This window comes from Desertibacillus haloalkaliphilus, from assembly GCF_019039105.1.
Taxonomy (GTDB): domain Bacteria; phylum Bacillota; class Bacilli; order Bacillales; family KJ1-10-99; genus Desertibacillus; species Desertibacillus haloalkaliphilus.
The window spans coordinates 90,452-105,549 of the sequence record NZ_JAHPIV010000001.1 but is presented as its reverse complement, the minus strand read 5'-3'; the positions used below and the strand labels follow the sequence as shown (position 1 = coordinate 105,549).

Here is a 15,098-nt window from a genome sequence, read left to right as displayed (position 1 = left end):
GTGAGTCAAATCCATTTTCGTAGACATCGTCGTTTACGACAAACACCATCAATTCGCTCAATGGTTAGGGAAACGGTGTTACAAAAAGAAGACTTAATTTATCCATTTTTTGTTGTTGAAGGCGAAGGGGTTAAAAATGAAATTCCTTCGATGCCAAATGTCTTTCAATTATCTCTTGATTTAGTAAATGAAGAAATGAACACAGTTGAGGATTTAGGGATTCCAGCGGTGATTGTATTTGGTGTTCCTCATGATAAAGATGATGTCGGTACATCGGCATATTGTGATCATGGGATTGTTCAGAAGGCCGTTCGCCAAATTAAAGAAAACAATCCAAACCTAACGGTGATTGCGGATACTTGTTTATGTCAATTTACAGATCATGGCCATTGTGGTGTCGTTGAAGACGGTAAGATCTTAAATGACCCAAGCCTGGAGTTGCTAGCAAAAACGGCTGTTTCACAAGCAGAAGCAGGGGCAGATATCATTGCACCTTCAAATATGATGGATGGTTTTGTCGCAGCGATTAGACAAGGACTAGACGAAGCAGGGTACACGGATGTTCCGATTATGTCGTATGCGGTTAAATATGCATCAGCTTTTTATGGCCCATTCCGAGATGCCGCTCATAGCTCTCCGAAATCAGGCGATCGTAAAACGTACCAAATGGATCCAGCCAATCGTTTAGAAGCGATGCGTGAAGCTGAATCTGATATCGAAGAAGGTGCAGACTTTTTAATAGTTAAACCGGCACTATCGTATATGGATATCATTCGTGAAGTAAAAAATAACTTTAAAGCTCCAGTCGTCGCTTATAACGTCAGTGGTGAGTACTCAATGATCAAAGCAGCGAGTATGAATGGCTGGATTGATGAGAAGAGCACAGTTCTTGAAAAATTAACAAGTATGAAACGAGCAGGTGCGGATCTAATTCTTACATATTTTGCAAAAGATGTTGCACGTTGGCTTGATGAAGATAACTAATTAGAAGAGGTGATCAAATGTCATATGAAAAATCAATAGCAGCCTTTGAAAAAGCGAAACCACTAATGCCAGGTGGGGTGAACAGCCCAGTTCGTGCCTTTAAATCGGTCAATATGGAGCCAGTCTATATGGAAAAAGGTAAAGGCTCAAAGATTACGGATATTGACGGAAATGAATACATTGATTATGTACTGTCATGGGGGCCGCTCATTTTGGGTCATGCCGATGATCAAGTCGTTGAGCAGTTGAAGAAAACAACAGAATTAGGGACAAGCTTTGGTGCGCCACATGAGTTGGAAACAAAGCTTGCTGAACTTGTGATTGAGCGTGTACCGTCTATTGATGTTGTTCGTATGGTGAATTCAGGGACAGAAGCGACGATGAGTGCGTTACGCCTAGCGCGCGGCTATACGGGCCGAAACAAAATCGTTAAGTTTGAGGGCTGTTATCACGGACATGGTGATTCATTATTAATCAAAGCAGGTTCAGGTGTTGCGACACTAGGTTTACCAGATAGCCCTGGTGTTCCAGAAACGATTGCACAAAATACATTAACCGTTCCTTATAATGATCTTGATAGCTTAAAGCTAGCATTTGAAAAGTTCGGTGATGATATCGCAGCAGTAATTGTTGAGCCTGTAGCTGGGAATATGGGGGTTGTCCCTCCACAACCAGGATTTTTAGAAGCGCTGCGTGAGATCACAACGGACCAAGGCAGTCTGCTGATTTTTGATGAAGTGATGACTGGCTTCCGCGTCGGTTATAACTGTGCGCAAGGCTATTTTAATGTGACACCTGACCTTACTTGTTTAGGAAAAGTCATCGGTGGCGGTCTACCTGTCGGGGCGTACGGTGGTAAACGTGAGATTATGGAACAAATTGCGCCAAGCGGACCGATCTATCAAGCAGGTACATTATCAGGTAATCCACTAGCTATGACAGCAGGCTATGAAACGTTAAGCCAACTAACACCAGAGCATTACCAAACATTTGAGAAGCAAGCACAGCGTTTAGCAGAAGGGTTATCAGCGGCTGCTACGAAACACGATATTCCTCATACAACGAATATCGCCGGTTCGATGGTTGGTTTCTTCTTTACAAATGAAGATGTTATTAACTTCGAAAAAGCATCTACTTCAAACCTTGATTACTTTGCGAACTACTTCCGCTACATGCTTGAGCAAGGGGTTTCTCTACCGCCATCTCAGTTTGAAGGCATGTTCCTATCAACGGCACATAGTGATGAAGACATCGAAAAAACAATTGCTGCAGCTGAAGTTGCCTTTTCAAAATTAAAATAAGTATTCAAAAAGTCTCATTTTCAACAAATAGGTTGAAGGTGGGGCTTTTTTATTTTTTTTATTGTAAAGAAACGACCGTCTTAGATTGAAGTATGAGGGGAATGGACTGAAGGAGGAGATGTTGTTTATAAAAAAGATTGTTTCTGCACCCCGGTAAATGTATGGCTCACCATGCGGAGTCATTCACGTCCATGAATTCGTTTCAGATGGATATCAGTCATAATCAAGTCCGTTCCATCATATCGTTTAGTACACCATTGTGAGAAAGTTATCTTTTTTTATTCATATTAACTAAGGTCTTGTCATATATCTGTATTGTATTGACAAAAGAACGTCTTCCTAAGATCGGACATCACACCTGACTGTAAAATAGATTTGAAGGAGGAGATCGGTTTGCCACAAGATCATCCATCGAAATTATCTTTTTCTATTGAGGAATCGGTATGGTTAAATAAAGGACAGGAAATTAGTGAAATTGTCTCAATGTCACTTGAACCGGAAATCGCAATTGAAGAGAGGTCTGATCATATAGTCATTCGCGGTGGCTTGCAACTTTTTGGTGAATATCGCCCTGAAAATGACAATGAGAATCCGAACACGGAGAGTGAATCACTACAAGAGCAAGTATCATTTCGTTCGATTGAGGATGTAACGGACACGGCTGACGATCTCGGCGAGATTACTCATTACTTTCCAATTGATGTGACGATTCCATTGAATCGCATTTCAAATCTCGATGATATTTATGTTCAAATTGAATCGTTTGATTATGATCTACCAGAGCGAAGTTGTATTCAATTAACAGCTGATGTAACGATTAGTGGGATGGATGCCTCTGATCAAAGCTCACAAGTACCAGAAGAGGCTGTTCGTGCTGAGCAACATGATGAGGTAGAGGCATCTGAACCGCAACTTTTCAATCAAACGAGCCAACTAAGCGAAGAGCAACTAACGCCACAACCTCATCCATTTGAGACTTTCCAATTTGAAGCAAGGAAAACTCCAGAAGAAGACACAACCGAATCAACGATAGATCCTGGAGACATCCAGGAACAAGGAAAAAACATTGAACGCGAACCAAATAAGCCAATCACACAACCGGACGGAGCGGATACTACGAATACTGATTATCACGCAAAAGAAGCCATTGAAGAGCCAATTAAAGAGTCAAAAGAAACTACGCGACCAGACGCATCGGAAACAGAGAACACGGCTGAACAGGAGCCAGAAGAAATCGCTATTGAGGCTTCAGCAGAGGACGTTGAAGAAGTACGTGCACAAACGGTGAATGAGGAGCAACTAGAGGGAGAAAAACGTGATGAAGATGAGGGTGAGCAAGTGTCAGAAGAAGCTGAACCTGTAGCTGATGAAGGTCGTACAAAAATTAACATTCATGCTGCCAAAGAGCCGGAGCTAGATAAAGTAGAAGCGGCTGAAACTCAGTTTTCTGATACAGGTAGAGATGATGAGCCTGTTGAATCGGTTGAATCAAGTGAAGAGGAAGAAAAAGAGCGTACAAAAATTAATCTCGCTCCATTAAAACAGATCTCTGAACAGAAGCCGGAAGTTGAGACTCAAGCGGTAGAGGAGCCGGGTGAAGCTGTAGCAGAGGATGGAATTCGCGATGAAGAGGATATCGAAGCTGAAGATGGCACCCAAAAATCGTACTCCTCTCATAAAGAAGAGAATGCCCTATATCTAACAAAAATGTTAACCAAGGGCATGGAGGAGCAATTTTCAAAAGTTAGAATGTGTATCATTCAAGAAGGTGAATCACTAGATACGATTGCCGAGCGCTACGAAGTATCAACTAGTCAACTGATCCGCGCCAATCGTTTAGACGAGGAGAGAGTAGAAGAGGGGCAAATTTTATATATTCCAGTCTCTGCAAATTCTCAAACATCCTAACGTAAAAGGAGTTTACCTATGAAACTTCGTCAGTTGATTGAAAAGGAATATGAATTAAAGATTACTAAATGGCACGATGATGATCTGCTAGAAACAGATGCAGGGAAAAAACGAATTTATCATTGGAATGATCAACAACAATTAGAATGGCACATCAAATGGCGTGAGAGCTGTCGTCCTACCATTGATGTGATGATTAATCGGATGATCCGTACCAAATCAGGCGCGACACATATAAGCTTTGAAGAGGGGTGGGTCTCACTTCATGATGAAGTGACCACCCTCTATCCAATGGAGGGACATGAGGCAAAATGGGCGTTATTGATTGGGGAGATGCTTGCAAGTGGTAAGCAGTGGGCAGAAGAGTTCAGAGAGTCTGATGCTCCGATAATGACTTCAATTGAGCAAATCACTTCAAAGGTTGATGAGATCGTACAGCTAGATGAAGTTGCAAGACTTGTGTTAAAGCGCAGTTGTGTTGAAGCGAAAAATCGCATGGCAGCCGCAGAACGTCTGAAGAAAGCAGAGGACGATCAGCCTCTTCCTTTAATGGACCCATTTGTTTCGCTCACACAGGCCAAGCAAATCTATAATGTCATGCTTTGGCAGGCAACGACCAAACGCCCAGAACGTGGGTATCGAAGTATCAGACTCTTCCTTGAACAGTGGCTCTATGAAAACGGTGAAGAGTCATTAGAGAACCTCATTACAGTGTTACATCGTCACATCGATCTCACTGGTCAACAAGGAGAGTTGATTTTATCTGAATGCCTGCAACCGTGGGAGCTTGACGATTGTTTGAAGAAGCTGGAAGAAACACGGACAAGTGCAGAGGGTCTAGCGCAATTTGAAGTTTTTCAGCAACGATGGGAAACAAGCCGCAAACTCGTCCTTTTGCTTAGTCGCTGGATCGATAATGAGCGAAAGAAGGTGGCGACATGACACAGGCATTTGCACAAATCCTTTTTTATTATGATTTATACCCGGAGAAAATTGAGCACATTGGCAAAGTAAAAAAAGTTACGACAAGCCGTGGAACATTTGCTTTAAAAGAAACGGAAATGGCTAATGATGTTGCTGAGTGGTTTGTTCATGTGATGCGCCGGCTCGATCGGTTGGGGTACGATCAAGTCATTCCGCTAATTCCCACGAAGTACGGTGACTATACGATTAGCACAGGACAACGCACTTACTATTTAATGCCGTGGATGACACCTAAAGCGGACAATCCTGCGATACCAAAGGATATAAAAATCATTGAACAGATGGCAAAAATTCATAACCTCACAGAGAAAACTCAAGTTTATTCCAAAGATTTGATTGATCAGTCGTATCAAACATTATTGAAACGTTGGGGAATGAGACAAGCGAAGATGGAACAATTTGCTGAACTTGCGGAGCGAAAAACATATATGTCTCCGTTTGAACTCACGTTTCTCACTCATGTTCAGCGAATGATGCATATGGCAGAAGAGGCTAAGCAGCATTTAAAGAGTTGGTATGAACAGTGCCAAGAAAATGAGCGTTTTCGAAGTGTCCTATGTCACACCCGGCTATCTCATCAACATGTTCTCTTTGATGATTATGGTGAACCATACTTGCTTAATTTTGAAAAGGCAGCTTTAGATACACCGGCAAGAGATTTGGCGCTTTTTTACAGGCGGTCTTTTCATCATTTATGGGGAGCGCAGGCCCCTGAGGCCCGACCTGAGGGTGGCGGACCGCTGGATCCTCTGTATTGGTTTGAAGTGTATGAACAGATCTTTCTCTTGAAGAAAGAGGAAAAGTCGTTGTTTGCAAGCTACCTCTTATTTCCTGAACCAATCATTCACTCGATTGATACTTATCGTCAAAATGAACGGTATTTATCAGAGCTTCAGCTTGTGCAACGGCTTGAACGGCGTTTATTGAACATGAGGAAGGTACAGCGCTTCACGTCACAGTTGTTTAACGATGCGAGAGAACAAAAACCACTTACAGATTAGACCTGTAAGTGGTTTTACTTGTTATTTAGAGGGGATCCCCAGTCTCAAGAGTGAGCGAGAAAGGGAGGGGGATATGGATTGTGCGCGTATTTATTCAGACGAAATGAATCAAGCTAAGCCTAATAGGAAACTAATATAAAGTGCGGCAAGTAAGATTAATAGGAACACATCAAAGGTCGATGGAAAAAAAATCGTCCGAATCAACTGAAAGATTAACAATGGAAATGTAAATTGGTACAACACATCACGAGCACGACGTAACCAAATGGGGTATCGCCTTCTTGGGGACATAGTCCTCGCTCCCTTCGTTAAACGTCCTTATTGTAAGCTATGCGTGGACTCGTCATGATGTGTAAAAAAATCGCTTTTTAATAAGAGAAGCACTCGGTGAAGAATAATTTCCAAAAAAATAGGCGAAGCTGTTATTGACGAAAACAAGGCGTTAAGCGTAATATAATACATAGAGTGATTGAAACGAAATTTTTGTCGTTCTTTGTAAAATCCATGAAATGCCAAGATAGGGAAGAGTAGATCCCCAACCCTTCAGAGAGAAAAATCAGTAGCTGAGAGATTTTTCAGGATGTAAGGATTGAATGTCGCCCTGGAGCAGCTTAGTTGAACTTCGTGTGATAGCGAACAGTAGAGTAAGCCGGCACCCGCCGTTATCGGAATGAAGTGTGCAGGTAGCGTTAACAGCTATCGTTTTTTGAGTTACCTGCAAACAAAGGTGGTACCGCGAAATCGAACTCTCTTCGTCCTTTGGATGGAGGGGGTTTTTTATCGTTTTTTAGCCTTTGTGTTATGCATTCCCCCTGACGCGTGATGCATATGAAAAATTTGTTTTCAATCTATTTTTAATACATAGGAGGTCATGAACCATGGCAAATGAAGAACTGTCAATGCCAACGAAGTATAGCCCACAGGAAACCGAAGCGAAATGGTATCCTTATTGGGTCAATGGCAAATTTTTTGAAGCAACAAGTGACGAAGAAAAACAACCGTATACGATTGTAATTCCACCACCAAACGTAACCGGGAAGCTGCATTTAGGACATGCATGGGATACAACATTACAAGATATTCTCTCACGTGTAAAACGCATGCAAGGGTATGACACGTTATGGTTACCAGGGATGGACCATGCGGGGATCGCAACGCAAGCAAAGGTTGAAGGGAAGCTTCGTGAACAAAACGTGAGCCGCTATGACCTTGGTCGCGAGAAGTTTCTTGAAAAGTCCTGGGAGTGGAAAGAAGAGTATGCTGATTTTATCCGTCAGCAATGGGCAAAGTTAGGGCTTTCACTTGATTATTCACGCGAGCGTTTCACGCTTGATGAAGGTCTTTCAAAAGCAGTTCGTGAAGTCTTCGTTCAACTGTATGAAAAAGGCCTTATTTACCGCGGTGAATATATCATTAACTGGGATCCGCAAACGAAGACAGCCCTTTCTGATATTGAAGTCATCTACAAGGATGTACAAGGTGCCTTTTATCATATGAAATATCCACTTGCTGATGGATCTGGTTCGATTGAAGTCGCAACGACACGTCCAGAAACGATGCTAGGAGATACAGCCGTTGCTGTTCACCCTGATGATGATCGCTACAAGCACCTTATCGGTAAAAAAGTAAAACTACCAATTGTTGACCGTGAAATTGAAATTGTCGCTGACGATTATGTCGACATGGAATTCGGTTCAGGTGCTGTTAAAATTACACCAGCACATGATCCGAACGACTTTGAGATCGGTAACCGTCATAACCTTGAGCGTATTCTTGTGATGGATGAAAAGGGTCAAATGAATGAAAATGCTGGTAAATACCAAGGCATGGATCGCTTTGAGTGTCGTAAGCAAATTGTAAAAGACTTACAAGAAGACGGTATTTTATTTAACATTGAAGATCATATGCATTCCGTTGGTCATTCAGAACGAAGCGGTGCTGTCGTTGAGCCGTATTTATCAACACAATGGTTCGTGAAAATGGAGCCACTCGCGAAGCAAGCGATTGACTTACAAAAATCAGACGGCAAAGTCAACTTTGTTCCTGAACGCTTTGAGAAAACGTATTTACACTGGATTGAGAACATCCGTGACTGGTGTATCTCAAGACAGCTTTGGTGGGGACACCGCATCCCAGCTTGGTATCATAAAGAAACAGGTGAAGTCTATGTTGGCCATGAGGCACCTGAGGATATCGATAATTGGGAGCAAGATGAAGATGTCCTCGATACGTGGTTTAGTTCAGCGTTATGGCCGTTTTCAACGATGGGTTGGCCAGATAAAAATGCTGAAGACTTTAAACGTTACTATTCCACAGACGCGCTTGTAACGGGCTATGATATTATCTATTTCTGGGTTGCTCGAATGATTTTCCAAGGGCTTGAATTTACCGGTGAACGTCCATTTAAAGATGTGCTTATTCATGGACTAGTTCGTGACTCTGAAGGTCGTAAGATGAGTAAGTCACTTGGAAATGGTGTCGACCCAATGGATGTCATCGATAAATATGGTGCCGATGCATTGCGATTCTTCTTGTCGACTGGAAGTTCCCCGGGAAATGATTTGCGTTTTTACTGGGAAAAGGTCGAATCAACATGGAATTTTGCTAATAAAATTTGGAACGCGTCACGTTTTGCCTTAATGAATATGGATGGATTAACATACGAAGAAATTGATTTGAGTGGTGAGAAGTCGATTGCTGACAAATGGATCTTAACGCGTCTCCAAGAAACGATTGAAGATGTGACTCGCTTAATCGATAGCTATGAGTTTGGTGAAGTAGGTCGACTGCTTTATAACTTCATTTGGGATGACTTCTGTGATTGGTATATTGAAATGGCGAAATTACCGTTATATGGCGATGATGAACAAGCGAAGAAAACGACACGCTCCATTCTTGCATACGTTCTTGACGAAACGATGCGCTTACTACACCCAATCATGCCGTTTATTACCGAGGAAATATGGCAGCATTTGCCGCATCAAGGCGAATCAATCACGGTTGCGAAATGGCCAGAAAAGCGTGAGGAGTTCATCTTCAGCGATGCCGTTACTGATATGAACCTTCTCAAAGAAATCATTCGCTCTGTCCGTAATACGCGCAGCGAGTTAAATGTACCGATGAGTAAAGAAATCGAGCTTCATATTAAAGCAAAAGATGATCAAGTATTAAAGCAGCTTGAGCGAGGCTATTCATACCTTGATAAATTCTGTAATCCGAGCGAATTAAAGCTTGGTACGGATATCCCGATACCAGAAAAGTCGATGTCACAAGTCTTAACGGGTGTTGAGCTTTATTTACCGTTAGCAGGTCTGCTTGATTTAGATGCTGAAATTGCTCGACTAGAAAAAGAGTTGAAAAAGCTCGATGGTGAAGTGACTCGTGTTCAAAAGAAGCTAAGCAACGAAGGCTTCCTTGCAAAAGCTCCTGAAAAGGTTGTTGAAGAGGAACGTGCCAAAGAGAAGGATTATTTAGAAAAGCGTGCAGCTGTTGAAGCACGCATTAATGAATTAAAACAATAAGCGTTGAATGATTTTATGGGGGTGTCCAATAAGTGACGACCCACCTCAATTCGGTACAGTACAACTTTTAATTGAAGTTTTGCCTATTGTGCTTGAGGTGATGGTTCGTTGCCAAAGGGACAGCCCCTTGCTTTATTTTGATTTGGAGGAAAAGAAGATGATGAATACTTATGAAGAGACGATTGAGTGGATTCATGGCTTACTGCCTTTTGGTATTAAGCCTGGCTTAAAGCGGATGGAATGGTTGCTAAGTCGTCTTTCTCATCCAGAGCAAAAACTGAAAACGATCCATATCGGTGGAACCAATGGAAAAGGCTCAACTGTCAGCTTCCTTCGCCATGTTCTCGCTGAGACAGGCCTATCGGTTGGCACATTTACGTCCCCTTACATCGAGGTGTTTAATGAACGGATCTCGATCAATGGGGAATCGATTCCCGATGAAGACCTAGTTGCGATTGCTAATCAAGTACGCCCACTTGTGGAAGAATTAGCGACGACAGAGCTTGGTTCACCGACAGAATTTGAAGTGATCACGACGATCGCGTTCGTTTACTTTGCTACCATCGCTAAGCCTGACATTGTTTTAGTCGAGGTTGGCCTTGGTGGTCGATTTGACTCAACAAATGTGATTACGCCATTATTTTCACTAATAACGAATGTTGGTCATGATCATATGCACATTCTCGGAGATACGATTTCTGAGATTGCCTATGAAAAAGCAGGGATTATTAAACAAGGGGTACCCGTTGTGACCACTGCTGAAGATTCTGAAGCGTTAGGTGTTTTAAAGAATGAAGCTGAACGTAAGAAAGCTCCGATTTATCAATTTTATACTGACTTTGGCTATAAAGACCTTCACGTAAACGAGCTTAAGCAATCCTTCTCCTTTTATGCTCAGGGTAGTCATGCTCACGAATATTCGATCGTCATGAAAGGTGAGCATCAAGTGAAGAATGCTAGTTTAGCGTTGATGGCGATTGGGCTATTACAAAAAACAGGTTTATTTTTTATTGATCCTGAAGCCATTCGTCAAGGGCTAGAAAAAACAACATGGCTTGGACGCTTTGAACAAGTCTCAGTGGATCCACTAGTGATTTTAGACGGTGCCCATAACAACGAAGGAGTCGAAGCGTTAGCAAATACGATTAAGCAAACGTATCCAGATAAAAACGTCCACGTGTTATTTGCAGCAACGAAGGAAAAAGAGATCGATGTGATGCTCCGTCCGTTATACGATGTGATCGAATCGATCACATTTACGACGTATGACTTTTTCCGTGCGGCTTTAGCAGATGATTTATATCAGGCTTCGACGTTTACAAACAAATCGATCCATTCTGATTGGAAGCAAGCGATAGAGAAGATCCTGAAGTCGCTTCGTAAAGAGGATGTCTTTATTATTACTGGCTCTCTCTATTTTATTTCAGACGTTAGGAAGCATTTGGAAAGTGACCTTTAATATGGGAGCTAGAACGATATACGCTTTCCCCCCCTAGTAGTTGCTCCATTGAGTGCTTACAATCTATCACAATAGGAGTAGGATCTCCTCCTTTTGATAGATCTTATCGTACGTGTAAAAAAAGTTAGCAATGGCTTCGCACGCTACTCGCCTCTAGGAGAAAAACACTCTTAAATACAAAATTTGGGAAATAGAGTAGAAAAATAGAATACAGTTTAGTACTATGGAAAGTAAGAAAACTTATATCAGTGCTTAATGTTATAAAGAGGGTAGCGTATGAAAAAGTTATATTGGTATCAATTAATCGTTTTTACAATTGCATTTGTGGCTTTAACATCTCTTGTCGTACTTTATGATACGAGCCGAGAAGCCGTAACGGAAACACCATACGACACCGAAGAAGAGTACGAAGAAGAGTACCAAGAAGAGACGAGAGAAGACGTGCCAGTTGAAGAGGTCATTGAAGTAGAAGAACCGATCGAACCGATAGAAATCATTTTTGCAGGCGATTTAATGATGAGCGGGTCGATTGAGTATGCTGTGCAGGAATTTAGTGTCGATTATCCGTTTGAATTTGTTAAAGAAGAAGTACAGAACGCCGATTTTGCGGTCGTGAATTTGGAAACAGCTGTCACTGAGCGTACAGATGCGTTTCCAAAGCAATTTGCATTTAAAATGCCACCCCATTTCCTAGAAGGGGTTAAGAATGCAGGCTTTGACATGGTTAGTCTAGCAAACAATCATACGATGGATTTTAAGGAAGCTGGATTAGTAGACACGATAGAGCATTTACAAGATTACGAGATTGCCCATATTGGTGCAGGGAGAAATAAAAAGGAGGCGTATGCTGCAAACGTCATAGAAATCAACGATGAATCGGTTGCTTTCCTCGGCTTCTCGCGTGTTTTACCTGATGTCTCATGGTATGCCGGGCCAGATAAACCAGGGATCGCTAGCGGCTATCAATTAGATCGCATGGAAAGAATTATCGCTGAAACAGCCGCTGAAGCTGATTATGTGCTTGTGTACATTCATTGGGGGAGCGAGTTAGCTGAAGAGCCAGAGCCGTATCAAATTGAATACGCCGAAGTGATGATTAACGCCGGTGCAGACGCCATTGTCGGTACCCACCCACATGTTCTGCAACCGATCGAAGAGTACAACGGTAAACCGATTGCCTATTCACTAGGAAACTTCCTTTTTCCCGACTATGTCAGTGGACCAACCGCCGAAACTGGGTTGTTGAAGCTGATCCTAGATGACGGTGATATCAACGTTGAGTTTAGTGAGTATTTGATTGAAGGGAATCAGGTGGTGGAGAAGGAGTAGAAAAACGTTTTTTTTGAAACAAGATAAGGTACATGGGCTTAACTCTATGTACCTTCTTAATCGTTTAATAGTTTACATCTCGATTAGTGTTGTCCCAATAAGTCCTTTCATTTGTTGGGAGTTCTTCTGGGGTATCTTTATCGACTGTAAAAGAACATTCTTTATTAAATGTTGTTTCGTCAACCACGTTTATAACAATACTTTGACCACTAGCAGATCCATCATATTTATTGTTACTCTTATTAATGATTACTTCGAAGTTTAAATTTGACAGATTAAATTCCCCTTCTGTTGAGAGAACATAGATACTTGTTACACTATTACCAGAATCACTAATGTTACCATCGACAGAAAGTTGGCCTCTTACACATAGGCTAGCTGGATTACCATTTAGTTCTAAGTCTTTTTTGAACTTTGCATCCCCATTTATTTTTAATTTCCCTTGACCATTTATTGAAATATTATTATTAAAAACGGTGTCATTATTAAATTGACATTTATTTGATTCTTTAAAGTTCGTCTGGCCTTCTAAGCAAGGGTCTAGGTTAAAAGACCCTTGGGAATTAGGGGGGCTATCGAGAGAATGCAAAAATGAAAATTCTATTGTGGATCTAAGTATTTGAATATTATTAGAGCCTACTGTACCTACACTGTCAAAACCTATGGTAAACTTCTCCATAATATCATTCTCTATATTTGAAACATTTTCTATTGTAAATATCGCTTTAGAATCAGGTGATGTAGAAACTTCAACTGGGCTGCTTTTTAATAAACTTTTTTTGAAATGATCAAATTCTGTTTTTAGATATTCAAATGACTCCATTGCATAGTCTGGCTCGACGGGCTTATTTACTGATTGCTCGTTATTGTAGTCTTCTAGGTCCTGTTCATAGCGCTCTTTTAACCTTTGTACCTCATTTCTAGTTTCCTTCTCAACAAAAGCTGTAATTTCCTTTTCGTAATAGTCTACCCCCATCTCTGCTAGATGTGTTGCTTGAATACTTGCTTCTGTCGTATTCACTTGCTTTGCGTTATTTATTGTTCCGGTGATAACAGAAAGGCCAATAACAGTAAAGATCGTAATCGTTAACAGCGTGACTAACAAAGTTGAGCCATCGTTATTTTTAATAACTTTCAAACTATCACTTCCTTAACACGTGAACATATTCATAAAACTATCGATCTATTTAACTAATTATCACCAATATAGCATGTTTTTGGTTAATTATGTATGTTTAATAAGTGTACTTTATAATTGGATCGACTTTCTAGTTTGGGGAGAGAATAGTAAAATGACCATAAATTGAAAGAGGATGTGACAAAAAATAGGTGTTTACCCTTTGTTCCAGCCTTTTCAACAGGTTATTTGGAGCGAGTTAAGTGATTATCTTTTTCGATATACCGTATCAAGAATGATCGCATCGGAAGTGATATCCCAATAATAAGTCGTTTCATCTCCTAAATCAGCTTCTTCCCCGAAAACGACAAAGGCATCTGAATTTGGTAGTTGTTTGGATGTCCCATTTAAAAAGGCGTTTCCGTGTACGGTTAGTGTTGAATGGGGTTGTAAGCGGAGGTCGCCATCAATATATGCATGACCATGGATGATAACAGTCGAGTGCGTCGAGAGCGTTAATCCACCAGCAAAATAAACATCATCAAATACATGACGGTTATTAGCTTCAAAGTTCCTAACATATTCATAGTCAGGTGGGCTTTCTGTCGGGAAGCGCTTTTCATTAATTCGTAAAGTAGAGTCGATGACGACAAAAGCATCGTTTGAATAACTACTAAAGCTAATCAACGTGTAACGGTCATCGGGGGATGAAGAGTTAAGCTCAACATCATTAATCATAACTGAAAATAAATCACTTTCGGTTTCCGTTGCAGATTCGTTGACAAGCTGAGTAAATTCACGTTCGGATTGCGGGTGTTCGTCTTGATCCACGATTTTTTTGATTGCCTTTTCTCTAAAGTATTCAACGCCCATTTCAGCAAGGTGAGTCGCTCGGATGTCGGCTTCTGTTTGATTGATCTGCTTGGCATTCGTTAACGTACCAGCGATGACAGACATTCCGACGATCATAAAGACAGTAACGGTTAGTAACGTAACTAATAATGTAGAGCCTCTTTGTTCAGTAAATAATCTCATTTGACTCCTCCTTCTTTAGAGTCTGCGTATCGTTGTTCGTATTTCAAATGAATGTTGATCGTTTCTGGCATCAGTAACGATCAGGTGAATATATAGGGGCTGATGTGGGTCAATCAGATCATTTTCCGCAAGCTCGACTTCACCATTTCTGAGAGCTTCAACAGTGTAATTAATGTTTGGGTTGTTGATTTCATGCTCCCCGATGTTGATGCTTGTAAGGTTCTCTCCGATATCAATTTGATAAGATTCATAGCCACTATTTTGATGTTGGCTTCTAGTCATTGTAATCACATAATTAGCTTCTTGCTGCAACGCGGTTTTCGTTTGAGCGATATTTGAATAGTTAATCCCATTAATTAACACGCCGTAGACGAGTCCAACAATAATTGCAAAAATCGAGATCGCAGCTAGTAATTCAATTAAGGTTAAACCTTTTTGATTCGTTATATAACGGTTCAT

At 41.2% G+C, this 15,098-nt stretch carries 12 protein-coding genes and 1 other annotated feature; of the genes, 8 read left to right on the top strand and 4 right to left on the bottom strand.

Going from position 1 to position 15,098, the window contains the following annotated elements; all coding sequences use genetic code 11:
- The 5 genes from hemB to ysxE all read left to right on the top strand — a co-directional run bounded on the left by hemB (position 1) and on the right by ysxE (position 6,178).
- Positions 1-984: a porphobilinogen synthase gene (hemB, locus tag KH400_RS00500; protein ID WP_217221197.1), complete on the top strand. Its 984-nt coding sequence runs from the start codon at positions 1-3 to the stop codon at positions 982-984.
- Positions 985-1,001: 17 nt separating this feature from the next.
- Positions 1,002-2,285, top strand: a complete 1,284-nt coding sequence (hemL, locus tag KH400_RS00495; RefSeq protein WP_217221196.1) for a glutamate-1-semialdehyde 2,1-aminomutase — start codon at positions 1,002-1,004, stop codon at positions 2,283-2,285.
- A 393-nt stretch (positions 2,286-2,678) separates the two neighbouring features.
- Complete coding sequence (gene spoVID, locus KH400_RS00490) at positions 2,679-4,193, top strand: stage VI sporulation protein D (RefSeq protein ID WP_217221195.1); 1,515 nt, start codon at positions 2,679-2,681, stop codon at positions 4,191-4,193.
- 18 nt (positions 4,194-4,211) lie between these two features.
- Positions 4,212-5,135 (top strand): hypothetical protein, encoded by a 924-nt coding sequence (locus KH400_RS00485; RefSeq protein WP_217221194.1) that lies wholly within the window; start codon positions 4,212-4,214, stop codon positions 5,133-5,135.
- Positions 5,132-6,178 (top strand): spore coat protein YsxE, encoded by a 1,047-nt coding sequence (gene ysxE, locus KH400_RS00480; protein WP_217221193.1) that lies wholly within the window; start codon positions 5,132-5,134, stop codon positions 6,176-6,178. Before KH400_RS00485 ends, ysxE begins: the two co-directional genes overlap by 4 nt.
- Positions 6,179-6,286: 108 nt before the next feature.
- Here ysxE and KH400_RS29390 read toward each other — a convergent pair whose 3' ends face one another.
- Entirely contained in the window at positions 6,287-6,469 is a 183-nt protein-coding gene (locus KH400_RS29390) for a YszA family small membrane protein (protein ID WP_246589106.1), read from the bottom strand.
- Positions 6,470-6,683: 214 nt separating this feature from the next.
- Positions 6,684-6,941: a binding site (T-box leader), on the top strand.
- Positions 6,942-7,056: 115 nt separating this feature from the next.
- Here KH400_RS29390 and KH400_RS00475 point away from each other — a divergent pair.
- The 3 genes from KH400_RS00475 (at position 7,057) to KH400_RS00465 (ending at position 12,487) form a co-directional block, all read left to right on the top strand.
- Positions 7,057-9,699 carry a valine--tRNA ligase gene (locus tag KH400_RS00475; protein ID WP_217221192.1) on the top strand — a complete coding sequence of 881 codons (2,643 nt, stop codon included), beginning with the start codon at positions 7,057-7,059 and terminating at the stop codon, positions 9,697-9,699.
- A 157-nt stretch (positions 9,700-9,856) separates the two neighbouring features.
- Entirely contained in the window at positions 9,857-11,158 is a 1,302-nt protein-coding gene (locus KH400_RS00470) for a bifunctional folylpolyglutamate synthase/dihydrofolate synthase (RefSeq protein ID WP_217221191.1), read from the top strand.
- Positions 11,159-11,434: 276 nt separating this feature from the next.
- On the top strand, positions 11,435-12,487 hold the full coding sequence (locus KH400_RS00465; RefSeq protein WP_217221190.1) for a CapA family protein: 1,053 nt from the start codon (positions 11,435-11,437) through the stop codon (positions 12,485-12,487).
- A gap of 64 nt (positions 12,488-12,551) precedes the next feature.
- Here the strand turns inward: KH400_RS00465 and KH400_RS00460 are convergent, their stop codons facing one another.
- The 3 genes from KH400_RS00460 to KH400_RS00450 form a co-directional block, all read right to left on the bottom strand.
- Positions 12,552-13,625, bottom strand: coding sequence for a hypothetical protein (locus KH400_RS00460; protein ID WP_217221189.1), 1,074 nt, complete (start codon positions 13,623-13,625; stop codon positions 12,552-12,554).
- Between the two features lie 246 nt (positions 13,626-13,871).
- The gene (locus tag KH400_RS00455; RefSeq protein ID WP_217221188.1) at positions 13,872-14,639 is read right to left on the bottom strand and encodes a hypothetical protein; all 768 of its coding nucleotides are present in this window, start codon (positions 14,637-14,639) and stop codon (positions 13,872-13,874) included.
- Positions 14,640-14,654: 15 nt separating this feature from the next.
- Complete coding sequence (locus KH400_RS00450) at positions 14,655-15,098, bottom strand: prepilin-type N-terminal cleavage/methylation domain-containing protein (protein ID WP_217221187.1); 444 nt, start codon at positions 15,096-15,098, stop codon at positions 14,655-14,657.

Coding starts and splice junctions, on each gene's coding strand:
- hemL (WP_217221196.1), top strand. CDS start 1,002: ATGTCATATGAAAAATCAATAGCAGCCTTTGAAAAAGCGAAACCACTA.
- KH400_RS00485 (WP_217221194.1), top strand. CDS start 4,212: ATGAAACTTCGTCAGTTGATTGAAAAGGAATATGAATTAAAGATTACT.
- ysxE (WP_217221193.1), top strand. CDS start 5,132: ATGACACAGGCATTTGCACAAATCCTTTTTTATTATGATTTATACCCG.
- KH400_RS29390 (WP_246589106.1), bottom strand. CDS start 6,469: ATGTCCCCAAGAAGGCGATACCCCATTTGGTTACGTCGTGCTCGTGAT.
- KH400_RS00475 (WP_217221192.1), top strand. CDS start 7,057: ATGGCAAATGAAGAACTGTCAATGCCAACGAAGTATAGCCCACAGGAA.
- KH400_RS00470 (WP_217221191.1), top strand. CDS start 9,857: ATGATGAATACTTATGAAGAGACGATTGAGTGGATTCATGGCTTACTG.
- KH400_RS00465 (WP_217221190.1), top strand. CDS start 11,435: ATGAAAAAGTTATATTGGTATCAATTAATCGTTTTTACAATTGCATTT.
- KH400_RS00455 (WP_217221188.1), bottom strand. CDS start 14,639: ATGAGATTATTTACTGAACAAAGAGGCTCTACATTATTAGTTACGTTA.
- KH400_RS00450 (WP_217221187.1), bottom strand. CDS start 15,098: ATGAACCGTTATATAACGAATCAAAAAGGTTTAACCTTAATTGAATTA.